Source organism: Bradyrhizobium sp. LA2.1 (assembly GCF_040547725.1).
Classification (GTDB): domain Bacteria; phylum Pseudomonadota; class Alphaproteobacteria; order Rhizobiales; family Xanthobacteraceae; genus Bradyrhizobium; species Bradyrhizobium barranii.
This window is the reverse complement of sequence record NZ_JBEPQI010000013.1, coordinates 115,831-141,067: the sequence shown is the minus strand read 5'-3', so window position 1 is coordinate 141,067 and position 25,237 is coordinate 115,831. Positions and strand designations below refer to the sequence as shown.

Here is a 25,237-nt window from a genome sequence, read left to right as displayed (position 1 = left end):
CGGGCCGAACCTGAGGGCCTCAGGCGCGCCGGAACAGCCCCTTATATAAGGGGAAGTGTGGCGAAGTCACAGCGACTGTTGCGCGCGGAGGTTAACGCCGCCGGCCATCACCAGCTTGCCGGCAGGCGTTTCAGGCCGCGCAGCACGAAGGTCGGGCGCCATTCCGGGTTCTCGACGTCGTCGATGCGCAGATCCGGCAGCCGCTGCAACAGCGTCGCAATGGCGATTTCGGCCTCGATGCGCGCCAATTGGGCGCCCAGGCAGAAATGGATGCCGCCGCCGAACGACAGCGGCTTGACGTTGGGCCGGGTGACGTCGAGCTGGTCGGGGCGATCAGGGTAGACCGCCGGATCGCGGTTGGCCGAGCCGAGCAGGCACAGCACGGTCTCACCCTTCGGGATGCTCTTGCCGCCGAGATCCGCAATGTCCTCCAGCGCCACGCGCCCGGTCATCTGCACCGAGGAATCGTAGCGCAAGAATTCCTCGATCGCGTTGACCATCAACTCGGGCCGCGCCTTCAGGAGCGCGAGCTGATCCGGATTGCGGTGCAGCGCGAGCAGGCCGTTTCCGATCAGATTGACGGTGGTCTCGTGGCCGGCGCCGAACAGCAGGATGATGTTGGCGGTCAATTCCTCGTTGGTGAGCTTGTGGCCGTCTTCCTCGGCCTGCACCAGCTGGGTGGTGAGATCGTCGCCGGGATTGCGGCGGCGCAGCTCGAACAGCTGCTGGAAATACATCTGCGCCATCATGTTGCCGGCGTTGCCCTTCGCGATCTCCTCCGGCGTCAGCGGCACGGGGTCGAGCAGCCGCCCACCATCGCGCGAGCTGTTGTAGAAGGTCTCGCGATGGTCCTCGGGGATTCCGAGCATGTCGCAGATGATGGTGACAGGCAGGCGGAAGGCGAAATCCTCGATCAGGTCCATGTGGCCGCGCTCGATCACGGCATCGATGGCCTGGTCGACGATCTCCTGGATCCGCGGCCGCATGTCCTCGACGCGGCGGGCGGTGAAGGCTTTCACGACGAGGCCGCGCAGGCGGGTGTGGTCGGGCGGATCGGATTGCAGCATCCAGTGGCTCATGCTGCGGAATACCGGCTCGTCCATGATGGCAGGGCTGTAGCGGCGCTTGGAGCGCTCGACAAAGTCCTTGCCGAAGCGCTTGTCGCGCATCACGAAGCTGACGTCGGCATGGCGGCTGGCGACGAACTGGCCGAACGGCGTCACATGGATCGGCTCCATCGTGCGCAGCCGGTCGTAGTGCGGATAGGGATCGCGGATGAAGTCCGGCGACAGCGGGTTGAACAGCGGTCCGCCTGCGGGTTGCACTTGCTCGTTCATGGTGACCTCAATCGGTTGCCGCATGACACGAATACGCCGGCAGCCCCTGCGCGCGCGGCGTAACCATCCCCAGGATTATAAACTCGATACATTGTTGTATCGAGTTGCATTCTGCCCTAACCTGCGCCGATGTCAAGGGTGAGAACCAGGCCGACCAGGGACGACACGCGCGACAAACTGTTCGAGGCGGCCGCGCGCGTGTTCGAGGCGGACGGCATCGGCGGCGCCAGCATCGAGGCGATCGCGGCCGCCGCGGGCTTCACCCGCGGCGCGTTCTATTCCAACTTCAAGAGTAAGGATGAATTGATCATCGCCATGCTCGAGGATCATGTCGAGCAGTCGATCCGGCGCAACCTCGACATCCTCGCGCAGCACGACAATCTCGACGATTTCATCGCGGCGCTGAAGACGATGGATCGCAGCCGGCAAGACCCGCTCGGCCGCTCGCCCCTCCTGCACATGGAGATGATCCTGTTCGTCGCGCGCGCCGAGAAGCGCCGCCCGGAGCTTGCCAAGCGGCTGCGCGCGCGGCGCAAGCTGGTCGCCGACATCGTCGAGGCCACGTTGAAGAGCAACGGCAGGAACGACACGCTGAATCCGCCGTGGATGGCCTCCGTCGTGCTGGCGCTGGAAGACGGCTTTCGCCTGCACCGCCTGATCGATCCGGAGACGACGCCGGCCGACAGTTTTCTGCGCGCGATCACGGATCTCAGGCGCAGGACGGGATTGTCGTCGAACTAGGACGCGGACTCATTAGCACGCAGCCAAATTCGGATTGACGCGAGTTTGACGAACGCCAGATAGTTGGCTGCGAACGCGACGGTCATTTACGCGCCGAACGCCGCGTGGCTTGTTTGGCAGCATCGGCTTGATGGCGGTCCATTCGTAATCGCTGAGTTCGGCGGAGGCGCTTCGCGGATGAGCAAGGAGCGCAAGCACGCATAGACTTCCCATCAACATGGGGTTTCGATTTCGAACATGCCCCATAATTGCCTCCCGCCTAGCTCACCGGCTGTGCCTCTGGAAATTTCCACCTTCCGTTCAGTATCTCAGGACGGGGGCGATAGAGCCGCACCATATAGTTCCAGCCTGGCATCGACGGAAGGCAGTTCGGGATTATGCCGTCGCAGCCGCCGAATTGAATGACAATCGATCCTTCTGCGCTTCTCTTCCCTGTCAGATTGTTGACCGAATAGGCGTCGTGTTCGTTTTTCTGAAAGCGGCCGTCCGCATTGTAAAGGGTGACTGACCAGAAACCATCAACGGGAACGGCGTCTTTGACGGTGAGCTTGTAAACCGTCTTGCCATCGTTTTGGCTCGGATTGACGTTGAGGTATTTGGCCTCGCTATCGGGATTTCCGCCCCAGCCGCCAGCGCTTCCGATCAAGCGACGCACCGGATCAACCTGCGCCTTGGTACCGAACATGCGATTTTGATCAGGCACTGTTGCGTAAAGCACCAGAAGCGCGTCCTTCACCTTCTTGTGCGTGGCGGGATCCCATTTGGGTATTTCGAAGGTGCCGGGGCTCGGCTGCGAGATTTTCACGGCATCCTGCAGGGCATGAACCTTCTTCAGGTCCTCGGGGTCACTTGGATCAACAAAGGTGCGCAACGCCAGCATCAGATAGCGCGTGCCGATTTGCTGGCGGTCGAAACTGTGGCTCCCGCCGTAATAGACGGCCGGAGTGTATTGGTCCTGATCAATCACAATCAGCGACATGAAGCGATTATCGGCATTTGGGAGCGTGACCGTTACCGGTCCCGCATCAAGGTCGAACACCGCTGCCGAGTACACCGTGTCGCGGTTGCCACGAATGACAATCTGATTGTCGACTGGCTCAATCTCGCGCCGATGAAAAAACTTACCAACGCCGTCAGCGTTTTTGACGATATTGGCAAAATAGCTGTCAGTCTCGGCGCGCGTGAAGTTGTCGGCGGTGACGGGGACGGTGTCGACGGAAGGTTGCGTCTGCGCTGATGCCGCCAAGCAGACCGAAGTGAAGATCGCGAAAGCTATCCTCTTCATCGATGCCTCCCTAACTCACCGACGCGAACGTCCACTAGCCTAGCCAGACAATGCTATCCCTGTTTCGGCAGCTGTGAAGGGGTACGACTTACGTTTTTGAGTTTAAATTCAGCTGGGAATTTGCGATCAATTCAAGGTCGACGTCTGGAATGCCTGGAGGAGTGACCAAAACGGAAAGAGGGAGAAGGCAATGACAAGACTGCCCAAGTCGAAGTTAGTCTCGCTTCTTGCTCTGTGTTTCGCGCTGTTGACGGCCTCCGCATCTGCGCAGGGGCCAACACGGGTGGCTGTGCCGGACGACGCGGCAATCTCTGATGCATACATCTATTTGCTTGGCCGGGTGCTGGTCATCCGTCAGGAACACATGGATCGCGGCGCGGTAGGCTTTGCCTACAACGCGATGAAGTACGACCCGATTGGAGAGGCGGACTGGGTCAATCCGAACCTAGACACTGCATATATCGAGGCTTGGTTCGCCGTCGATCCCGATGCGCCGGTCATTTTCGAAGTGCCGGAGATCGAGGGGCGCTACTACACCGCGCAAATTCTCGACGAATGGGGTGAAGTCATAGCCAATATCAACGAGCGCATGTTCCCGTCCAAACCGTTCGGAAAGTTTGCGCTGGTGTATCCTAATTCAAACCCGAAGATACCGGCGGACGCGACGCGCATTGACCTGCATTCGGCCAAGGCGAAGCTGCTTGGCCGCGTGGAGATCAAGGGCGACAAGGACGGCGCGACGAAACTACAACATGGCTTCAAGGCAACGGCGGCCGGTTCGCCGAAGCTCAAGGACCCGCCGCCGGTCCCGATGTTCGGGAACAGGGATTTGATCGGCGTCGAAATCTTCGACGATGCCGACGCCAAGTTGGCGAGCGCACTCGACGTGGCGCCCAATGCGGCCCAGATGCAGCAGAAGGTCCGCGCTGTGGCGGCCTACGCTGCGTCGAGTCCGGAGGCTCACGCTGCTGTCGATGCCCGCATTCGCAAGACCGTCCCGGAGTTCATCGAATACACGTTCACCAAAAGCGCTCCCTATCGCGATCACTGGGTCGGCGGGGGCCGAGCCGGGAACTATGGCGCGGACTATCTGCTTCGCACCGTCGCCAATTATGCGGGCATCTGGGCCAACACGAGCGATGAGGTGATCTATTTCATAGCAACGCGGGACTCCGGGGAGCAGACCTTGAACGGCTCGAACAGCTACGTGATTCACTTTCCCGCCAACAAACTGCCGGAGAACGTCATCGACGCCTTCTGGTCCGTCATTCTTGTCGGCGTGCCGGACTACCGCGTAGTGCCGAACGCGCTGAACCGGTTCAACTTCAACAATTACTCGCCGCTTCAGAAGGAGCCGGACGGGTCCCTGAAAATCACGCTTGGCCCGACGCCAGTCGCTGGTGTTCCGGAGTCCAATTGGCTGCCTACGCCTGAAGGCAAGCCGTTCTCGCTGACGTTCCGTACCTACGTGCCGAAAGAGATCGTCAAAACCGGGGAATGGCGGCCTGCGCCGGTAGTGAAGATAGATTGAGTTACCCATTTCGGTCGCGAATGACACAACGCAGACGTTCGCGATTGAAAGGGCGCGTGCGTCATTTGAATGTTGACGTTTCAGTTGGAGGGGACGAGCTTATGTGAAGGGGCAATATTAGGTGCTTACCAAAGCCCACACGGGCAGGATCGGAAGGAGCGCCGAAATGGAAAGCGACCGCAACGGCAAAAAGGTTATCGCAAATTCCGGCTTATCTTCGTCGAGCCGCCGCAATTTCCTACTTACTGGCACCTCGCTCGCTGCGTTGGCCACGGCCTAGCCTGGATCGCCGATATCAGTCGCACGACCGGACCCGTCATCCGACCGGCGTTGAATTCTCCGACAACTCGCCGCCCGCCCGAATCGTGCGTTTTTGAAAACGTGCGCCTGATTGCAGCAGGATCGGACAAGGCATTGCCGCTTCGGGAAATACGCCGGGCCTCCGCGCCGCTAACCGGCTAGGCGCCGGGCGATTGGCGCAGGCGCGTGGGTTAGCAGCAATCTCTCGACAGGGACGGCAATCGCTCTGGCGCAGTCGACGATCCGGTTGGCTAAACATCGCAACGTCACATCATGGGGACGGAGACAAACGATGGACAGGAAACGTTTGGCAATCGCGCCACGACGGAAGGCGGTCTCGACGGCGCTCATGTACGGGCTCTCGCTGACCGTGCGTTTCACCTCGCCGACGGCCGAAGAGGCGCCGCCACAAGCCGCGCAGAACGCCAAGGTCTCGACGTCGATCCTGATCGATCGGGGCTGGACCAACAAACCTGCGCTGCCGGTCGCCCTGCGCGGCTGGCCATCGGGCCCGCGAAGCTGCCGCGCAGGATGTGAAGGCCCTGCGCTGCTGTCCTCGCTGCCGAACTGCACCGCGCCGTAAGGGCCCGGCGGTCTCCGTCTCACCTCTTCGCGTCATCATCGCTCGCAACAGGCACTGCTCGCATCGAGCGGCGGCGATGGCGCGCGTTTCGAACCAACAAACCCAGAACCAAATCCAGGAGTGAACCACATGCGACTGCTCATCATTGGCGCCGGCTTCGCCGGCATGTACGCCGCCCTCTCCGCCGCTCGCCTGCGCGACATTCAGGGCGTCTCGCCGGAAGAGCTCGAGATCGCGCTGATCGCACCCGAGCCGACGCTGGTGGTCCGCCCTCGGCTCTATGAGCCGAAGCCGGAAACCCTGACGGCGCCGTTGCTCGATGTCCTCAAAGCGATCGACGTCGATTACATCCAGGGGAGCGCCGAGACTGTCAACACCGAGGCGCTGACGGTGCAGATCTCGACTCCCAAAGGCACGCGCAAGAGCCTGTCCTACGACCGCCTGGTGATCGCCACCGGCAGCCGCCTCTTCCGACCCAACATTCCCGGCCTTGCCGAGCACGGCTTCAGCGTCGACTCGCTCGACGATGCGGTTGCCCTCGACAAGCATCTGCATGGCCTCGCCGACCGGCCGGCTGTCAATGGACGTGACACGGTCGTGGTCGCCGGCGGCGGCTTCACCGGCATCGAGGCAGCGACCGAGCTGCCCGCGCGCCTGCGCGCCATCTTCGGCCAAAACGCCAGAACGCGCGTGATCATCGTCGAACGTAACGGCGCAATCGCTCCCGACATGGGCGAAGGCTCCCGCCCGGTCATCGAGCAAGCGCTGCGCAAGCTCGGCGTGGAGACAAGGCTCGGCACCGGCGTTGCCTCGCTCGACAAATCCGGCGTGACGCTGTCGAACGGCGAACACATCGAAACCGAGACGGTGATCTGGGCAGCCGGTATTCGCGCCGCGCCCCTGACGGCGCAGATTCCCGCCGAGCGCGACAATTTCGGCCGGCTGCTGGTGGACCGCGATCTGCGCGTGCCCGGCATCGCCGGTGTCTTCGCCACCGGCGATGCCGCGCGGGCCGCGTGCGACGACGAGGGCAATTACGCGCTGATGTCGTGCCAGCACGCCACGCGGATGGGTGCCTTTGCCGGCAACAATGCGGCAGCCGAACTCCTGCGCGTCCCGACCAGGCCGTATCACCAGAAGGCCTACGTCACCTGCCTCGATCTCGGCGAAGCCGGCGCGCTGTTCACGCGCGGCTGGGAGCGCAAGGTCGAGATGGTCGGCGACGTCGCCAAGAAGACCAAGCAGGAGATCAACACGGTCTGGATCTACCCGCCCCGCGCCGAGCGTGCCGCAGCGCTTGCGTCGGCCGATCCAGAGCGTGTGACGAGCCTCTAGAAGCACGAAACGATCACGGCCGCACCTCCCTGGCTGCGCGGCCTGCTCAACCAAGACCAGCCGGGAGCCCTACCTTGAAACAGGAGACCAACATGAACCTGCACAACACCTCATACCCCGCGACATCGAAGCCGGAAGAGCTCGTTCCATCGCGCTACGCGCTGAAGGTCGGCGAGATCGACGTGCTGGTGGTTAGCGACGGCGTGCTGCCGCTGCCAACCACGATGCTGGCGCACAATGCCGACCCGGCCGTCCGTGCGACCTGGCTGCACGACATGTTCCTGCCGCAGGACGCTTTCGACTGGGCGCTGAATGCGGTCGTGGTCCGCAGCGGCGACAAGACCATCCTGATCGACGCAGGACTGGGGTCCGATCCGGATCTGCACTTGCCGCGCGCCGGCCAGTTGATCAAGCGACTGGAAGCCGCCGGCATCGATCTTTCGTCCGTGACCGATCTGGTGCTGACCCACTTGCACATGGATCACATTGGCGGACTGCTCGTCGACGGGGTGAAGGAGCGGCTGCGTAAAGACCTGCGGATCCACGTGGCGGCCGCCGAGGTCAAATTCTGGGAGGCGCCCGATTTCTCCCACACCGCCATGCCGCCGGGCTTCCCGGACGCGCTTCGGGCGACCGCCAAGCGGTTCGTCAAGGAGTACGGAAGTCAGCTGCGGCAGTTCGATGAGCAGCACGAGGTTGCGCCGGGCGTCGTCGTTCGTCGCACCGGCGGACACACCCCCGGACACAGCGTGGTTCGCGTAGCATCCGGCGGCGACGGGCTGACGTTCGCCGGCGACGCCGTGTTTGCCGTCGGGTTCGATCAACCCGACTGGCACAACGGTTTCGAACACGACCCCGAGGAGGCGGCGCGCGTTCGGGTCGGTCTGTTGCGAGAGATTGCCGCGAGCGGCGAGATGCTGGTGGCAACCCACATGCCGTTCCCCTCCGTCGGCCATGTGGCGGTCGCCGGCGACGCCTTCCGCTGGGTGCCGGTGTTCTGGGACTACTGATCGCTCGCTGATCCAACGTGAGACCAGGGCGCGCATTCATGGCGGGCCCTGGTTTCGATGCGCGAATCGAGTCAGCGCGGCGCGCCGCCGATATCAGATCCGATCGTTGATCAGGACGCCGGACAACGACGGATCGTTCGCATTGGTCGTATCGCCTGCTTTCGTCGCGCTATAGGTCGAGTCCGCAAGCGAGCTTTTCAGCTGCTGGAGAAACTGTTGCAGCAGCTCCGCCGTCGAATTGCCGCTTGACGAGTCGTCCGTGCCGTTGACCGAGGGAGGCTCGCCGGATGGCGGCGGCCCGTCCGGCGGCGGTCCACCCGCTCCGTGCGGTCCATGCGAGAGCGCCGCCTTGAAAATTCCTTGCAGCTCGGTGGCCTGCTCGTCCGTCAACTTGCCGGCCGACACTTGCTGCTGGATGAGGCCATTAATCTTCGACGCGAAGGCGTCGGGCGAAGATGTCCCGCCGCCGGATTGATCGCTGGCGCCGGTTGACTGCAACGCGGAGCCGATGCTGCTGAGGGCGGCCGACAGCGCCGACTGATCCGACGCATCGATCGCGCCGGAACCGACTTCCGTTTGCAGTTCGTCTTGTAATTGTTGCAACGGTGATGAGCGGTGGTGATGGGAGGAGAGCGCAGAAATCGAGGTCATGGTGGCTTTCCGTGCTTTTGGCGGACCCGAGGTGACGTTGCCCCGAGTCCTTTCCAGTCCTGAGTTCGCCCTGGCAGTTGGATTTGCCCGGTTACACGGTGGTAGGAACGGGAACTGGCGCGGAGCATTTGGCAGAGCGCCGCTCCGGTTGCTCGATATTGCCGATCGGCAATTGGAAATATCCAGAAACAAAAATCCGACCAGCCGATCATCAACTGGGGCTGGGGCTACCAACGGGATGACTGCCGGATTGCGCGCGAACGCCCTGGAGCCGACTACGCCGACCGCTTGACCGCGTCGCGACCGGCCGGCGTAACATCGAGCCGCCCCAGCATCGCCCTCGCCTGCTCGGCGCAGTGCTCGATCAGCCAGCGCTCGAATGCGACCGGCGGCAGCGCGGGCGCGTAGAGGAAGCCCTGGACGACGTCGCAGCCGAGCTCGGCCAGCGTCTTGCGCTGGCCTTCGGTCTCGACGCCTTCGGCGACGACGGTCATGCCGAGGCCCTGTCCGACACGCACCACGGCGGTGGCGACCGCGAGCGCGCCCGCGTCTCTCTCGATGTCGCGCATGAAACTGCGGTCGATCTTCAGCTCGCGGATCGGCAGATGCGCGAGCCGGCTGAGGCTGGAATAGCCGGTGCCGAAATCGTCTACGGACAAGCCGATGCCGAGCGCGCGGATCGCATGCATCGTCTCCAGCGCGGCGGCGCCATCCTGCATGAAGGTTCCTTCGGTGATCTCGAGCATCAGCGCGTCCGGCGGCAGATCGTATTCGGCGAGGATGTCCTTGAGCCGCGCCGCCAGCGTGACGTTGCGGAAATTGATCGGCGACAGGTTCACCGACACGCTGGGAATGTTGAGCCCGGCGCGGCGCCAGTCCGCCATCTGCCGGCAGGCCTCACGCACCGACCACAGGCCGATCTGCTCGATGAGGCCGCACTCCTCGGCGAGCGGAATGAATTTCGCCGGCGAGACGTCGCCGAGCATGGCATCATGCCAGCGCGCCAATGCCTCGACGCCGTGGACGGCACCGTCGCAACTGCGGATCTGCGGCTGGTAGCTGAGGGTCAGCGCGCCCTCGGCGATGGCGCGGCGCAGCGCTGCGATCAGCGCCAGGCGCTGCTCGGTGAGCCCGTTCATTTCGGCGCTGAAGATGCGATGGGTGGAGCGGCCGGCCTGCTTGGCCATGTACATGGCCGCGTCCGCCTGCTGCATCAAGGTGTCGATGTCGGTCGCATGGTCGGGATAGAGGCTGATGCCGATGCTTGCCGACATCTGCAGCTGCCTGGAGCCAAGCCGTAGCGGCGCGGCGAGCGCCTCCGTGACCCCGGCCGCGACGCGCTCGGCGCTCTCGGCGTTGCGCTGCGGCAGCAGGATGACGAACTCATCGCCGCCGAGCCGTCCCAGCATGTCCTCAGGGCCGATCTGCTCGCGCAGGCGCTGCGCGAGCTGGATCAGCAGCTCATCGCCGGCGGCGTGGCCGAACGTGTCGTTGACGTCCTTGAAATGATCGACGTCGAGGAAGGCCAGCGCGACGTGGCTGCCGGTCGGGCAGGCATCGATGGCCGTGGTGATCAGGTGCCGCAGCTGCGCGCGGTTCGGCAGCCCGGTGAGAATGTCGTGATAGGCGAGCCGCGCGATCTCGGCCCGCGCTTCCTTGCGCTCGATCGCGAAGGCGCCGAGGTCGACGCAGGCGTTGACGATGCGGCGGTGCCAGTTGCTCGGCGCGCGCGTTTCACGGAAATAGAAGGCGAAGGTGGCGATGACCCGGCCGTCCTTGGCCTTGATCGGTGTCGACCAGCAGGCGCGCAGGCCCACTTCGAGCGGACGCGTCTTGTAGGGCTGCCAGCGCGGATCGGTATCGAGATCTTCGGCCAGCACCGGTTCACCGTAGAAGGCCGCGGTGCCGCAGGATCCGACATTCGGACCGATCGCGATGCCGTCCAGCGCACGCGAATAGTCCTCGGGCAGGCTGGGGCCGCCGAGCGGATGGACGAGGCCTGCGGCATCGACGTGGAGCAGCGAACAAACCACGTCGGGCGCGATCTCCTCGACCCGGCGGCACAGCCTGTCGGCGATATCGGTGATCGGAACCTCGTCGGCCAGCGCACTCATGATGAGCTGCTGGAGCGAGCGCAGCTGCCTGGTCTCGGTGATGTCCTCAAGCAGCGCGAAGATGTGCCTGGCACGGCCCTTCTTGTCGCGGAAGACGTCGATACGAGCGCAGACCCAGATCTCCTCGCCGTCCTTGTTGTAGACCAGCGTCTCGATTTCGCCGCGGCGGCCGCCGGTCATCAGACGCTTGACGAGTTTCGCGACGGCCTTCCGATCGGTGTGGCGGCCGGCGATCAGCGCGCCGGCGCGGCGGCCTTCGGCCTCCCCGCTGGTGTAGCCAAACAGCGTCGCGAAGGTGGAATTGACGTAGACGATGTTCTGTTCCGTGTCGGTGATGAGCACCGCGCGGTTGGTCTGGTCGGAGACAGCGTGGAGAGGCCCGATTCTGACGCGGCGCTCGGCCTCCGCGGTGACGTCACGCGCGAACACGACGTGATGGGTGGCGCCGCCACGCGTGACGGATGAAAGCGAGATCGCCGCGCGGATCCGGGTGCCGTCGCGCCGCACGAGGCTGATCTCGTCGCGGAACTCCGCGACCGGATCGGCCTGAAGGCATTTGAGCGTGAGAAGTTCGGCGTCGCGGCCGAGCACCCCGGCGCGCGCGAATTTCCAGATCCGCTCCGCGCCGGCATTGAAATGCGTGATGCGACGGGCGCTGTCGACGATGACGATACCGTCGTCGGCGCATTCGAGCGCGGCCAGCAGCACGTCCGGAATTTCTGTCATGGGACAATCGGCGGCAGACATCGTCGGACCCGGATGCATCGGGAAGATGGCAAGGGGGGCCGACGCTAACGCCGCGATGGTGTCCAAGACGTTTTTGCAACCGGGTCGCGTCCGGCCAAGACGCGACATGCTTAACGGCTCGCGAAAGCTGCGAAGACAATCCGATGCATTCGGAACCTATTCGGCCGCGCTTGTGGGCTTGAGCTTGTGCAACCGGCCGGCCACCGCCCGCACCTTGCGTGGAGCGGCCTGCCAGACCGAGAGCGCCGACAGTCCGCTCACGACCATGGCGATGGCGAAGGCGAGCGTGTAGTCGCCGGTGCGATCATAGAGGAAACCCGTGAGCCAGGGACCCGCCGCGCCGCCGGCCAAGGCCGCCAGCATGATCGTTCCAAAAATGCTGCCCTGGTGCCTGCCCTGGAAGATCTCGAACACCACCGCGCCCATGATCGAGGTGAGGCCGTAGCCGAGCGCGCCTTGCGCGAACACCATGACATAGACCAGCCACAGCGACGGCTGGAATTTCAGCGCCATCAGCGCCGCGAAACAGATCGCAAAGCCAGCGCAGCTGATCGCCCACACCCATTCCCGCCCGATCCGGTCGGAGACGTGGCCGAGCAGGATCTGGCCGGGAATGCCGAGCAGGCTGACGATGCCGAGCGCCCACACCGCGACACCGGGGCTGAAGCCGATGTCGAGCAGGAATTTGGTCTGGTGCACCTGCACCGCGTACCAGATGTACAGGCCGCTGAAATAGCCGAGCGCGATCCACCAGAAGCGCGCGGTCGCAACCGCGCGCTTGAGCGTCCAGTCGGTGCCGACCCAGACGGGATCGACGATGTTGGAGACCGGTGTCGCCGCGCCCGCCGCCGGCGTGGCATCGCCGTCCGGCTGGAGGCCGATGTCTTCGGGCCGCTTGTGCAGGAACAGGTTGATCGGCGCCAGCACGACGAGGATGAGCAGTCCCATCGCGGTACAGGCGGTGCGCCAGCCGGTCTCTTCGATCATGTGCTGCACCCAGGGCAGCAGCGTCACCGAGCCGATGCCGACGCCTGCAAAGGCAATGCCGATCGCGAAGCCGCGCTTGCGGATGAACCAGTTCGGCAGGAACAGCGACTGGCCGGAATAGCCGAGACACACCGAGCCGGCGCCGACCATGACGCCGATGGTCACATAGAGATGCCAGGGCGTGCTGGTGAGTGGCGCGAGCAGCAGCCCGCCGCCCATCAGCACGACACCGAGCTCCATCACCGCGCGCGGGCCGGCGCGATCCATCAGGCGGCCGATCAGCGGGCTGACGATGCCCGACACGACGAAGCCGAAGGAGAACGCGCCGGCAGTGACGCCGCGTTCCCAGCCGAATTCGGAGATGATGGGAGGAAAGAACAGCGAAAACGCGGTGCGCGCGTTGACGCCGATCGCCATGGTCACGAAGGTCACCGCGACCACGACCCAGCCGTAGAAGAACGGAAGCCGCATGTTGTGCTTATTTCATCCCTAGATGGTGCTACCGACCATCCAGGGCCGTCTGGGTCAAGCGATTTTCGCGAATGTGTTTCTTGGCGGGTCGCAGAAGTTGCCACATCGTCATGGCCGGGCTTGTCCCGGCATGACGACCTCTCGTATATGTTCAAATGTTGCGAGGCCCGCGCTCAGGCCGCGTCGCGCTGCGAAGCCCGGACGGGCGCGTCGAACTCGATCTGGTCGACCGGCCGCGGGCGTCCGAACAGATAGCCTTGCGCAAAATTGACGCCGAGCGCCGTCAGCCGCTCGAACTCTTCGCGTGTCTCGACGCCTTCGGCGGTGACCGACATATCGAGTCCGCGTGCGAGCGTCACGATCGAGGCGATGATCGCGGAGCTGCGCGGCTGATGCGTGAGGTTGCGGATGAAGGACTTGTCGATCTTGATCTTGTCAAACGGGAACGTGGTCAGATAGCTGAGCGACGAATAGCCGGTGCCGAAATCGTCGAGCGCCAGCTCGATGCCGATGTGCTTCAGCCGCTCCATGAAGGCAAGGTTCTCGACGCCGCGTTCCAGCAGCACGGATTCGGTGATCTCGATCTCCAGCCGCTGCGGCGCAAGGCCGGAATCCGCCAGCGCCGCGCAGATCGTCTCGAACAGCTCGGCTTCCTTGAACTGGATCGGCGACAGGTTCACCGCAACCATGAGATCGCATGGCCAGGCCGCGGCGTCCGCACAAGCGCGCCGCAGCACGAATTCGCCGAGCGGCACGATCAGCCCGGTTTCCTCGGCAAGCCCGATGAACTTGTCCGGCGGGATCAGGCCGCGGCTCGGATGCCGCCAGCGCACCAGCGCCTCGAAGCCGCGACGGCCACCGCTGGCGACGTCCATAAAGGGCTGATAGTGCACTTCGAGCTGGCACTGCGCGATGGCATCGCGCAGATCGCCTTCCAGCGTATTGCGGGCCTCGAGCTCGGCCGACATCGCCTCGTCGTAGACGGTGAAGCAGTTGCGGCCGGCCGATTTCGAGCGGTAGAGCGCGAGGTCCGCCTTCTTCAGCAGCTGCTCCTGGTCGCTGCCGTGGTCCGGTGCGATCGCGATGCCGATGCTGGTGCCGATCTCGACGCGATGGCCGGGCAGCAGGAACGGTTCGGCGACCAGCTTCGCGATCCGCGCGGCGAGTTCGGTCGCGCAAGTCCGCTGATCGTCGCAAGCCTCCTGGATGATGGCGAACTCGTCGCCGCCGAGCCGCGCCAGCACGTCGGTGGCGCGCAGCGCAGATCTCAGCCGCAGCGCCACCTGGCGCAGCAGCGCATCGCCAGCACCGTGGCCGAGCGAGTCGTTGACGTTCTTGAAGCGGTCGAGATCGAGCATCAGGATCGCGAACGGCAGGCCCCGCAGGCTCAACTGGCTGTTCATCATGTCGAGCCGGGTCAGGAAGAAGGCGCGGTTCGGCAGCCCGGTCAGGATGTCGGTCTGGGCGAGCTCCAGCACCCGCCGGTTCGCCAGCGACAGCCGCCGCGAGTTGCGGCTAGCGAGCATGAGATAGGTTGCGAGCGACAGCGTCAGCAGCATGCCGACGACGATGACCGCAACGGCGCGGTCGTAGGCCGTCTCCAGCGAACCTCCGGCCGTCGGCATGGCGCGCACCTGCCAGTCGGTATCCCCGATCTTGAGGCTGCCCGACCAGTGCAGCGTCCGGGCGACGTCCCGCATCGACTGCGGCGATGTGGCGGCCGACGAATAGTCCGGCAGGCTTTGTTCCAGGCTGACGATCTGTCCCGTGAAGGGCGGATAGACGTTTACGCTGACCGCGGGGCTTGCTCCCGTGGTCACGCGAATGGACTGGATCAGCAGCGGCAGGTCGAAGACGCCGACGACGAAGCCCGCCAGATTGCGGCGCCGGTCCGCCACCGCCTCGCGCGAGGTTCCCTTGGCGTAGACGGGAATGGCAACGAGCACGTCGGGCTGCCGGCCCCCCTCCTTCGGTTCGTAGAGGCGCGTGCGAATGGCGGCGACGCGATCGTTATCGCGCGCGCGCGCGAGGGCTGCGCGGCGCTCTGGAACGGTCGCGTAATCCATGCCGTAGACCGACGACGTCTTCGGCTGGGTCGAGTAGAACACCGGGAAATATTCATCGGCCTGCGGCGCGGTCGCGAAGGTCTCGCCCTGGAGCGACTTGATGCGATAGCCGGACACGCCGTCCGTGGCCGCGGCGGCCTCGTATTCGGCGCGCTCCTTGCGGTTGACGCGCGGCAGCCAGGAGATGCGCAGCATACCGGGATGACGTTCGAACAGCCGGGAGCTGAAGGTCTCGAATTCGCTGCGGGTGATTTCCTCATTGGTCGATTCGAACAGCGTACGCAGCGCGACGAGCCTGGAGATGTACTCGCTCATGCCGTTCTGCATGACGATGGCTTCGGTTTCGGCGGCGTTCTCGAACTCGATCTTGTTGACGCGGTTTTCCCATCGCGCCACGGCGGCGGCGCCCACGAGCGAGAACAGAAGACCGACGCCGACTGCGACGAGCGCAGGGCGATAGAGTCCGAGCAGCGGCGCGGCACGCCACCATCCGGTCCTACGTTCCCGATCCTGATCGTTCTGACCCCGACCGCCCATCTTGATCCCGCAAGTCCCCCTCGGCGCGGCAACCCACTTCTGGTTGAGCTGCCGGAACTGCTATCGGACAAGGATCGGGGTTAAGAACCGCACAATTTCAGAACCGGGTCGTCGCAGATTGCGCGGCTTAGTTAACGATTGGCCTGCAAGCAGGACCCATTGTGCGAGCAATTTGCCGCTTTTCCCCGGAGTCTTACGGAGCACCGTCACATCAGGGGTTAGCGAGCTGTTCAGGGCGACGGGACTATCGTTTCCGGCAGGTATTCCCTTATCCGGCAAACATCCTCATGACACGATCGCGATCAGCGGCCTGCGTCGCTCTGGCCGTCGCGCTACTCGCCGCGGCCAATCCTGCAGCGAAAGGCGACGAGGTCGGCGTCAGCGACGATGCGATCCTGTTCGGCCAGGCCGCCGCGCTCGAGGGCCCCTCCTCGGCGCTCGGACAGAGGATGCGGCAAGGCATCGTCGCGGCATTCACCGAGATCAACGAAAAGGGCGGCGTCCACGGCCGCAGGCTCCAGCTCATCAGCCGCGACGACGGCTACGATCCCGACCGCTCGGTGGCGCAGACGCTGCGGCTGATCGAGGACGACAAGGTGTTCGCGCTGATCGGCGCGGTGGGCACGCCGACCGCGATGGCGACGATACCGATCACCAGTACCAGGAACATTCCCTTCATCGGTCCGTTCAGCGGCGCCGAATTCCTGCGCGACCTCGAACTCTCCAACGTCGTCAACATTCGCGCGAGCTATGGCGCGGAAGCCGAAGCGTGGATCAAGCACCTCACCGAGGATCGCCAGTTCACCCGCATCGGCATCTTCTACCAGGACGATTCCTTCGGCCGCGACGGTCTTGCCGGCGTGAAGAACGCGCTTGCCAAGCGCGGCCTCGAGCTCGCCGCCGAAGGCACCTTCGAGCGCAACACCCGCGCGGTCGGCTCGGCCTGGCGCATGATCAAGCGCGCCGAGCCCGAAGCCATCGTCATGGTCGGAACCTACGGCCCTTGCGCGGAGTTCATCAAGCTCGCGCATCGCAGCGGCTTCCATCCGACCTTCGTCAACATCTCCTTCGTCGGCGCCAATGCGCTCGCCCGAGAGCTCGGCCCCGACGGCGAAGGCGTCATCGTCTCGCAGGTCGTGCCGTTTCCCTGGGATCGCTCGCAAAAGCTCGTCGCCGACTACCAGGCGGCGCAGAACGCGTTTGACCCGACGCTGACACCGGACTTCGTGTCGCTCGAAGGCTATCTCTCCGGCCGCCTCGCGGCTGCGGCGCTGGAAAAGGCCGGGCCGCAACCGACCCGCGCGAGCCTGTTGCGCGCCATCAACGACGTCGGCCGCTTCGACATCAGCGGCAGCATCGTCACCGTCGGCGCGCGCATGACCGACGCGCCGCCGAAGGTGTTTCTGACCGTAATCCAGAAGGACGGGACGTTCAGGGCGGTGGATCGGCTGTAGGCTAACCCCTAGCGCCACGAAAAAGGTGCGCTCCCTCCCCCCTTGCGGGGGAGGGTTGGGGAGAGGGGTAGCCCAGCAAGAGGTATCACTTGCTAACGATGCACCGCTCGGTGCGCGACGGAAAGAATCCCCGTGCGGCACCCTCTCCCTGCCCCTCCCCCGCAAGGGGGGAGGGAACGGAGAGAGCTGTGCTGTCGGCTAGAAAGTCATCAAGGCCGGCGCGTCCAGCACTCCGCGTTCACTGCGCCTTGCGGGACCTCGCCTTTGACGATCGCCTCGACCTGCCGCACCGTTTCCAGCGACTGGTATTCGATCGCCTGTGGTGTCAGCCCGCCGACATGTGGCGTCGCGATAACGTTGGGAAGCCTCGCCAGCTCCGGGCTCGGCATCTGGTCGGGCGCGCGGCCGACATCCATCGCCGCGCCGGCGATGCGGTTTTCGCACAGCGCGCGTGCCAGCGCAGCCTCGTCGACGAGATTGCCGCGCGAGAGATTGATGAACACGGCATGCTTCTGCATGCGCGCCAGCGCCGCCTCGCCGATCAAATTCTCGGTCTGCTCGTTGGCGATGGCGAGGCAGACGACATAGTCGGAGGCCCCAAGAAGCTCGTCGAGACTGACCTGCCGGATCGAGCCGTCGCCGACATCAGCGAAGGGATCGGAGACCAGTACCTCCATGCGCATCACCTTGGCGATTTCGGCGAGATAGCGCCCGATGCTGCCATAACCGATGATGCCGATCCGGCTGCCGGCGAGCTGGCGGCCCATCCGAGCCTCGACCTTGCGGCCGGCCTGGTAATCCGCCGTCGCCCGCGACACGCCGCGGGAGAGATCGACCATGAAGCCGAGCGCGAGCTCGGCCACCGCCTGCACGAAGCCGGGCCCGGCGCGGGTCACGAGCACGCCGGCGTTCGAGGCCGCTTCCACATCGACGTTGCGGATGTCGACGGCGCAGCGGACGAAGGCGCGCAGGCGCGGCAGTTGCGCGAAGATCTCGCCGCGCCCTTCGGTCATGCGATCGGCGACGATGATGTCGGCATCTTTCGCCGCACGCACGAGGGTAACCGCGTCCAGCGTATCGTCGCTCTCGTGCAGGATGACCTCGGCGGCTGCCCGCAGGCCGTTCAGGCTGCGGTCGCCGTAGTAATTGCGACGCATCTCCGGCGTATGGGCGAGCAACACTTTCAAGACAGGACTCCCTTAATAGCCGAATGCCCGCGGCAGCGCGGTCGAGAGCCATGGCACGAAGGCGATGACGAGCAGGCAGAGGAACAACAGGCCGAGATAGCCCATGATCGGCTTCACCGTCTGCTCGATCGGGACATTGCCGATCAGGCAGGCGCCATAGAGTCCGAGCCCGAGCGGCGGCGCGAACAGGCCGATGCCCATCGCGATGACCAGCACGACGCCAAAATGCAGGGGATCGACGCCGAGCTGCACGGCGACCGGCAGCAGCAGCGGCCCGAAGATGATGAGCGCGGCAGCGCCTTCCAGCACCGAGCCCATCACGATCAGCACGCCGATCGCGAGCAAGATGAACAGCCACGTCCCTGATGTCTTGGACAATCCCAACATGAAGTCGCCGACCGCGTGCGGCACCTGCTGCAGGGTCAGCGTGAACGCCAGCGACTGCGCGGCGGCGACGATGAACAGCACGAGCCCCGCACGCGTCGCGCCCTGCACGAAGCTGTGTGCGGCCGACTTAAAGGTGAGCTCGCGGAACACGACGCTGCCGACGACGAGCGCATAGGCCACGGCAAACGCGGATATCTCCGTCGCCGTCGCAAAGCCGCTCTTGAAGCCGAAGAAGATCATGAAGATCAGGCCGAACGAGGCGATCGCGCCGCTCCACAGGCCCGACACCGGCATCTGCGGCGCAACGTCCTCGGTATCCGCCGGCCGCTTGCCGAAGATGATGGACACCGCGATCAGGACCAGCGCCATCAGCGCCGCCGGCAGGAGGCCAGCGACGAACAGGCCGCCGATCGACAAGTTCGCCACGAACCCCAGGATGATCAAATTGATGCAGGGCGGAATGGTTTCCGCCATCACTGCGGATGCGGCAAGCAGCGCCACTGCGCCGCCCGGGTTCTGCTTCGAGCGGCGCGCCGCCGGGATCAGCACCGAGCCGACCGCCGCGACGTCGGCCATCTTCGAACCGGATATGCCTGAGAACAGCACCATCGAAGCGACCATCACGACGTTGAGCCCGCCGCGCATGCGGCCCACTCCGCGTTGCAACAGCTCAATCAGGCGCACCGACATGCCGTTGGCTTCCATGAGGTAGCCGACGAGGATGAAGAAGGGGATCGCGAGCAGCACGAAATTGTCGATGCCGCGCGCCATCTGCTGGGCGAAGATCACGCCGGGCAGCGCGCCCTCGACCCAGATGAAGATCAGCGCGGCCAGCGCCAGCGCGAACCCGATCGGCAATCCGCCGAACAGGGTTGCGAAGAAGCCGATAAACATCAGCGTACCCGCTGACGGCACCGTGGACGGCGACAGATAATCCCAGGCGAGATAGAGGCCGCTGACGATGACGACCGCAACGAGGCCCCTGACGATGTCAGGCAGCGGCCGCGCGCAGAGCTGGTCGATCGCGAACACCGTCATGAACAGCGCGCCGATGCCCATCGGGTAGAAGGTCAGCTCCAGCGGCAGGCCGGATCCGGTGGTCTGGCCGGCCGTAAATGATCCCAGCTTGATCGCGTTGTAGGCGACGTAGCCCGAGATCAGCACGACCAGAAGCGCGCTCGCGGCATCGACCAGCTTGCGCAGCCGCACCGGCAGCAGATCGCGGAAGAAGGACACGCCGACATTCTCGCCGCGCGCGAGCGCGCTGGCCGCGCCGAAGAAGGCCGAGCCGACCATCAGGCCGCGCGCGACGTCGTCGGACCATTCGACCGGCGCATTGAAGCAGAAGCGCAGCAGCACGGAGGCGCACACCACCACGAGATCGGCGGCCAGGAGGATTGCCGCGATCGCGTCGCTGAAGCGAAGCAGCAGCGCGATGCTCCCGTGGCGGCCGCCCGAGAGAGACACGGCGGCTGTCAACGCCATCTCAGACTTGGCCAGCCCAGATTTGGCCATCTCAAGCTTGCGTCGCGCGGATGATGTCGATGACGGCCTTGGACTCCGGCCGCGCCTTGATGAAGTTCTCGTGCTGCGGCGCGACGCGCTTCTTGAAGGCTTCGCGGTCGCATTCGGCCACGGTCACGCCCTTCTCGGTCAAAGCCGTCAGCGCCTCCTTCTCGACCGCAAGCCCGTGGGCGCGCGTGTCGGCCGCGGCCTTCTTGGCGGCATCGAGGAAACCCTCGCGCAGCTTCGGATCCATGCGGTTGTAGGTCACGTCGCTGAAGTAGATCGCGAGCGGCGAGAAATTGTGCTGCGTCAGTGAGTAGAATTTTGCCGTTTCGAAGAACTTGCTGGCCAGAATCGTCGGCGGATCGTGCTCCAGCCCGTCGAGCACGCCGGCCTGCAGCGCCGTGTAGATCTCGCCGAAGGCCAGGGGCGTCGCGGCGGCGCCCATCAGGCGCAGGCATTCCGTGATCACCGGATTCGGCAGCGTCCTGATCTTGAGGCCGGCGAGATCCTCCGGCGTCTTCACCGGCTTCCTCGCGAGCACGCTGCGTGAGCCGAAATTATAGGCCCAGGCGATGATGCGGATGTTGCCACTCTTGAGCAGCGCGTCCTCGATCGGCTTGGCGGCGCCGGAATCGAACGCCTTGGTCTGCTGCGGGAAGCTCGAGAACAGAAAGCCGAGGTCGAAGGTGCCGACCAGCGGCACCAGGTTGGCCGAGATCGACGAGCCCGACACCATGAGGTCGATGACGCCGAGCTTCACCGAATTGATGACGTCGATCTCCTGCCCGAGCTGGTTGTCCGGGAAGAAGGCGACCTCGACCTGCTCGCCGAGCCCGTTGCCCTTCAGGTTCTTGACGAGGTTGTCATAGTAGACGCGGCCGTTGGCGTATTTCGGATCGTTCGGCAGCGAGGAGGAGCATTTCAGCTTCAGCGTCGCCGCTTCGGCGCGACCGATGATGGCAGGAGAGAGAACGAGGCCGGCGGTGACCGCCGTCGACGACTTGATGAACGTGCGACGGCTCACAGGCACGATGGTCATGGCGCGGTCTCTCCCCGAATATTCTTGCTTACGGCCGAGATCGCTGCCACGGCCTGTTGCGCGGACTGTATGGCCAAAGCGACGGGGCAGGCAAGGGTTGCAGCCGGCCGTCGCAAAGCGGCGGGTTGCGAACATCGACGGCATCGGCGCCGTCAAAACAACCATGTTTGTCCGGGATTCTCGATCGGATCGGCCTCGGGGCCGATGTGCGACAGGACGCTTCGCGCAGCAGCACGGATCAATCCAATTGGTGCATGGATCAATGCGCAATTCACATGGATGCCGCCCGAGCGATGCCCCGGCGGCTCCGGCAGACGCCCTGCCCCATTTTGCCGCAGCTTGCAGCGTGATCCAGTGCACAGACAGACGCGTGGCGGCGACCTAGGAATGATGACATCATCGCGCGCATTGCCGATGGAGGTGACACCATGCGCCGTCCGGTCCTTCGCAATTTGTTTCTTGCCTCCAGCCTTGTCGCGCTCACGCAGTTGATAACGCCGACTGACGCCGACGCCGAGGCGCGGCTCGCACTCGTGATCGGCCAATCGGCCTACCGGACCGTGCCGGAGCTGCCCAACGCAGCCAACGACGCCAGGGGCATGACGGAGCTGCTCGGCAATGCCGGCTTCACCGTCACCACGGCGGCCAATTTGGCGCAGAACGAGATGCGCGCTGCAATCTCCGATTTCGCCGGCAAGGTCAGCGCCAGCGGCGCAGACACCGTCGCACTGGTGTTCTATGCCGGCCACGGCCTCCAGATCGACGGCGAGAACTATCTGGTGCCGGTCGATCTCGATCCCAAGCGCGAGGCCGACATTCCACTCCAGGGCGTGCGGCTGAACGATCTGCTCAACACGCTCGGCGCGCTGCCGACGCGGGCACGCATCTTCATGTTAGATGCATGCCGCAACAATCCGTTCCCTGCGCTCAGCGGCGCTGGCCACGGGCTTGCGATCGTCGACACCAAAGCCGGCGCGCCCGGCTCCTTCATCTCCTATTCGACCTCGCCCGGCGCCGAAGCCGAGGACGGCTCCGGCGTCGACAGCCCCTACACCACGGCGGCGCTGACCGTTGCCAAGCAGCCCAATTTGCCGATCGAGGAAGTGTTCAAGCGCATCCGCATCGCCGTGGCGCAATCGACCGACGGGCGGCAGATCCCGTGGGAAAGCTCGTCGCTGACGACCGACTTCAAGTTCTTCGGCGGCGAAAGCAGCGGCGGACAGCCTGCTCTCCCGGGCGCATCCGCCATGGCACTCGCCAGCGGCACGCGCAGCGTCGCGGACTGGCGCAAGGATTTGCAGGGCAAGGAGCCGAAGGCTGCCTATGAGCTGGTGATCGCCGACGACACCGTCGAGGCGTATCAGGCCTATGTCGAGCTCTACGCACAGGCCTCCTACACGCCGCGTCTGCGCACGATCCTGGAGCGTCGGCGCCAGATGCTGGCCTGGGAGCGCGCGACCGCGATCAACACCCGCGCCTCGTTCGAGGCCTATCTGGCGAATTGGGACAACAGCGACCTCGCCGCCACCGCGCGCCGGCTGCTGCTCCGCGTGCAGAACCGCAACTATGCCTTGCCGGTCGCGGCCGCAGCGGCCCCTGCTCCGGTCGCGGTCGCAATGGCCCCGACCTGCCCGTGCTCGGCGCCATCGACACCGGCAACGCCGGTCAATCCGGCGGTGGCGCCCGTCATCAAGAAGCGCGTCGACGACACGCCGCCGAAGCGAAAGGTGGTCGAGACACCGAAGCCGCGCCGGCCGCCGCCCGACGAAGTGGTCTACGAGCGCGCGCCACCCCCTGGCCCGCCACCTGAAGCCGTGGGCGTCGGAATTGGCGTCGGGATTGGTCTCGGCATGGGTATGGGCGGCCGTGGCGGAGGCGGCTACGGACGCGGCGACTACAACCGCGGCAGGTACTGAGCCCCAGTTCACCAAGCGAATGGATGTCCGCAGGCCCTGCCTGCGGACATTTCTGTTGATGGTGAGCGGCCAGCAACTCTCGTGCCCCGGACGCGGCGCTCCCGGCGATGCGAAGCATCGTCCGGTGCGGTGCGGTGCGCTGCAGAGCCGGGACACGCAGATCGTGGACATTCGCGAAATGCTGTAGTCTGAGCGACGCCAGCCTTTTCGGGGATTCCATATCGATGCCGCACGACGCGCCCGCCAAGAACTCATGGCCGCTGTTCCGGTCACTCGCGTCCTATTCCCTGCCCGGCGACCTCATGGCGGGCCTGACGCTGGCGGCGATTGCGATCCCCGAGCAGATGGCCACGGCGCGGCTCGGCGGTTTTGCGCCGCAGATCGGCTTCTTCGCGTTCATGGCCGGCTCGTTCGGCTTCGCATTGCTCGGCGGCAATCGCTTCCTGTCCTGCGGCGCGGATTCCACGATCACGCCGATCTTCGCCGGCGGACTTGCCGCGCTCGCGGCCACCGGCTCGCCTGAGTATCAGGGGCTTGCGATCGCGCTGGCGCTGATGGTCGGCGCGATGATGCTGGCCAGCGGCGCTTTCCGCCTCGGCGGCATCGCCAATCTTTTGTCCGTACCGGTGATGGTCGGCTTCCTCGCCGGCATCTCCGTCCACATCATCGTCTCGCAACTGCCGGGCGTGCTCGGGCTTCCATCACCAAGCGGGCCGACACTCGAACGCATCGGCGTGCTCGCGACCGAACTCGGCCGCACCAACCCCTTCACGCTCAGCATCGGGCTCGGTGTGCTCGCCGTGGTCTTCATCGCCGAGAGGGTCAGCGCGAAAATTCCGGGCGCGCTGATCGGGCTCGTCGCCGCGACGCTGGCCACAATCGCGCTCGGCCTCGAAAGCAAGGGCGTCAGCGTCGTCGGCGCGGTGCCGGGCACGCTGCCGCGGCCGACCTTGCCTGACCTGGCGCCGGAGCTGTGGGTGCGCCTGGTGCCGCTCGCCTTCGTCATCACCGTCGTCGTAATGGTGCAGACCGCCGCGACGACGCGGTCGTTCCCGTCCGATCCCGACAAGCCTGCCGATGTCGACCGCGACTTCCTCGGTGCGGGCGCGGGCAGCGTGCTGTCCGGCCTGTTCGGCGCGTTTCCGGTCAATGCCAGCCCGCCGCGAACCGGGATCGTTGTCGAGACCGGCGGACAATCGCAGCTCGCGGGCCTTGCGGCGGCGCTGATCGTGCTGGCGCTGCTCGCCTTCGGGACCGGATTGTTGCGGCACGTTCCCGACGCCGCACTCGGCGGCATCCTGCTGTTCGTCGCGCTGCGGATCATCCGCACGAAGCAGATCGTGACGATCTATCGCCAATCCTTCAGCGAGTTCCTGCTGGTCGTCGCCACTGCCGCGCTGATCATCGTGCTGCCGATCCAGCAGGGCGCCTTCCTCGGCATCGTGCTGTCGCTGCTGCACGGCATCTGGAGCACGACGCGCGCGCGGCTCGTCGAGTTCGAGCGCGTGCCGGGCACCACGATCTGGTGGCCGGCGCATCCGCACATCACCGGCGAGCGCATCGCCGGCGTCGCCGTGATCGGGCTCCAGGCGCCGCTGTCCTTCCTCAACGCGCCGGGTTTTCGCAGCGACGTGGCCAAGGTGCTCGGCACGTCGACACCGCAGCTGCTGGTGCTGGAGGCGAGCGGCATGGTCGAGATCGACTTCACCGCCGCGCAGATCCTGCTCGACGTCTTCAAGGCGTGCAGCGAACAGGGCGTCACCGTCGCGCTGGCGCGGCTCGAATCGGTGCGCGCGCAGAACGCGTTCGAACGTTTCAGACTGTTCGACGCCCTGCCCCGCGAACACGTCTTCCACAGCGTCGATGAAGCCGTGCGCAAGCTGGCGAAATAACCACCGCCTTCACTCGGTCCGCCGCCCCAAAGGGAGCGATACTTTTGGTCGCCGGCCAGTTCGCGGAGTAAGACCATGGCCGCCGCGTCAAAGCTAGCACTTGATTTCCTGCTGCGACGGGCGACAATGATGTCGCGCCAGCTTCCGGTACCGAACTT

General features: G+C 64.9%; 17 protein-coding genes and 1 pseudogene. 8 read left to right on the top strand and 10 right to left on the bottom strand.

Annotated features, from left to right (window positions below):
* Positions 1 to 107 precede the first annotated feature (107 nt).
* Positions 108 to 1,337 (bottom strand): cytochrome P450, encoded by a 1,230-nt coding sequence (locus ABIB95_RS25170; RefSeq protein WP_354242995.1) that lies wholly within the window; start codon positions 1,335 to 1,337, stop codon positions 108 to 110.
* Positions 1,338 to 1,466: 129 nt separating this feature from the next.
* Here ABIB95_RS25170 and ABIB95_RS25165 point away from each other — a divergent pair, with 129 nt between their 5' ends.
* Entirely contained in the window at positions 1,467 to 2,078 is a 612-nt protein-coding gene (locus ABIB95_RS25165; RefSeq protein ID WP_028156424.1) for a TetR/AcrR family transcriptional regulator, read from the top strand.
* Positions 2,079 to 2,150: 72 nt separating this feature from the next.
* Here the strand turns inward: ABIB95_RS25165 and ABIB95_RS47405 are convergent.
* Both ABIB95_RS47405 and ABIB95_RS25160 read right to left on the bottom strand, forming a co-directional pair.
* Positions 2,151 to 2,291, bottom strand: a pseudogene (locus tag ABIB95_RS47405) (transposase); the annotation flags it as partial.
* Positions 2,292 to 2,337: 46 nt separating this feature from the next.
* On the bottom strand, positions 2,338 to 3,363 hold the full coding sequence (locus ABIB95_RS25160; RefSeq protein WP_354242993.1) for a DUF1254 domain-containing protein: 1,026 nt from the start codon (positions 3,361 to 3,363) through the stop codon (positions 2,338 to 2,340).
* Positions 3,364 to 3,553: 190 nt separating this feature from the next.
* Between ABIB95_RS25160 and ABIB95_RS25155 the strand changes: the two genes are divergently transcribed.
* The 4 genes from ABIB95_RS25155 to ABIB95_RS25140 all read left to right on the top strand — a co-directional run bounded on the left by ABIB95_RS25155 (position 3,554) and on the right by ABIB95_RS25140 (position 8,122).
* Positions 3,554 to 4,894, top strand: coding sequence for a DUF1214 domain-containing protein (locus ABIB95_RS25155; protein WP_354242990.1), 1,341 nt, complete (start codon positions 3,554 to 3,556; stop codon positions 4,892 to 4,894).
* 592 nt (positions 4,895 to 5,486) lie between these two features.
* On the top strand, positions 5,487 to 5,777 hold the full coding sequence (locus tag ABIB95_RS25150) for a hypothetical protein (RefSeq protein WP_231143084.1): 291 nt from the start codon (positions 5,487 to 5,489) through the stop codon (positions 5,775 to 5,777).
* Between the two features lie 129 nt (positions 5,778 to 5,906).
* Complete coding sequence (locus ABIB95_RS25145) at positions 5,907 to 7,112, top strand: NAD(P)/FAD-dependent oxidoreductase (RefSeq protein ID WP_354242986.1); 1,206 nt, start codon at positions 5,907 to 5,909, stop codon at positions 7,110 to 7,112.
* Between the two features lie 92 nt (positions 7,113 to 7,204).
* Positions 7,205 to 8,122: an MBL fold metallo-hydrolase gene (locus tag ABIB95_RS25140; RefSeq protein WP_041953298.1), complete on the top strand. Its 918-nt coding sequence runs from the start codon at positions 7,205 to 7,207 to the stop codon at positions 8,120 to 8,122.
* 93 nt (positions 8,123 to 8,215) lie between these two features.
* Here ABIB95_RS25140 and ABIB95_RS25135 read toward each other — a convergent pair whose 3' ends face one another.
* The 4 genes from ABIB95_RS25135 to ABIB95_RS25120 all read right to left on the bottom strand — a co-directional run bounded on the left by ABIB95_RS25135 (position 8,216) and on the right by ABIB95_RS25120 (position 15,695).
* A complete protein-coding gene (locus ABIB95_RS25135) occupies positions 8,216 to 8,773 on the bottom strand; it encodes a hypothetical protein (RefSeq protein WP_354242982.1) in 558 nt (185 codons plus the stop codon).
* Between the two features lie 275 nt (positions 8,774 to 9,048).
* A complete protein-coding gene (locus ABIB95_RS25130) occupies positions 9,049 to 11,634 on the bottom strand; it encodes an EAL domain-containing protein (RefSeq protein WP_354242979.1) in 2,586 nt (861 codons plus the stop codon).
* Between the two features lie 156 nt (positions 11,635 to 11,790).
* Positions 11,791 to 13,092: an MFS transporter gene (locus ABIB95_RS25125; protein ID WP_085399749.1), complete on the bottom strand. Its 1,302-nt coding sequence runs from the start codon at positions 13,090 to 13,092 to the stop codon at positions 11,791 to 11,793.
* A 173-nt stretch (positions 13,093 to 13,265) separates the two neighbouring features.
* Entirely contained in the window at positions 13,266 to 15,695 is a 2,430-nt protein-coding gene (locus tag ABIB95_RS25120) for a bifunctional diguanylate cyclase/phosphodiesterase (protein WP_354242975.1), read from the bottom strand.
* Positions 15,696 to 15,982: 287 nt separating this feature from the next.
* On the opposite strand from ABIB95_RS25120, the gene ABIB95_RS25115 reads away from it, so the two are divergent.
* Positions 15,983 to 17,149, top strand: a complete 1,167-nt coding sequence (locus ABIB95_RS25115; protein WP_354242972.1) for an ABC transporter substrate-binding protein — start codon at positions 15,983 to 15,985, stop codon at positions 17,147 to 17,149.
* Between the two features lie 209 nt (positions 17,150 to 17,358).
* On the opposite strand, the gene ABIB95_RS25110 is transcribed toward ABIB95_RS25115, so the two are convergent.
* Genes ABIB95_RS25110 through ABIB95_RS25100 form a run of 3 tightly spaced genes read right to left on the bottom strand, consistent with a single transcriptional unit; the run spans position 17,359 to position 21,271 of the window.
* On the bottom strand, positions 17,359 to 18,336 hold the full coding sequence (locus tag ABIB95_RS25110; protein ID WP_354242969.1) for a hydroxyacid dehydrogenase: 978 nt from the start codon (positions 18,334 to 18,336) through the stop codon (positions 17,359 to 17,361).
* Positions 18,337 to 18,348: 12 nt separating this feature from the next.
* Positions 18,349 to 20,208 (bottom strand): TRAP transporter large permease, encoded by a 1,860-nt coding sequence (locus tag ABIB95_RS25105; RefSeq protein WP_354242966.1) that lies wholly within the window; start codon positions 20,206 to 20,208, stop codon positions 18,349 to 18,351.
* Between the two features lie 31 nt (positions 20,209 to 20,239).
* Positions 20,240 to 21,271 carry a TRAP transporter substrate-binding protein gene (locus ABIB95_RS25100; RefSeq protein ID WP_231143095.1) on the bottom strand — a complete coding sequence of 344 codons (1,032 nt, stop codon included), beginning with the start codon at positions 21,269 to 21,271 and terminating at the stop codon, positions 20,240 to 20,242.
* Between the two features lie 428 nt (positions 21,272 to 21,699).
* Here ABIB95_RS25100 and ABIB95_RS25095 point away from each other — a divergent pair, with 428 nt between their 5' ends.
* Positions 21,700 to 23,187, top strand: a complete 1,488-nt coding sequence (locus ABIB95_RS25095; protein WP_354242962.1) for a caspase family protein — start codon at positions 21,700 to 21,702, stop codon at positions 23,185 to 23,187.
* A 224-nt stretch (positions 23,188 to 23,411) separates the two neighbouring features.
* On the top strand, positions 23,412 to 25,079 hold the full coding sequence (locus tag ABIB95_RS25090; protein ID WP_354242959.1) for a SulP family inorganic anion transporter: 1,668 nt from the start codon (positions 23,412 to 23,414) through the stop codon (positions 25,077 to 25,079).
* The last annotated feature ends 158 nt before the right edge of the window (positions 25,080 to 25,237 follow it).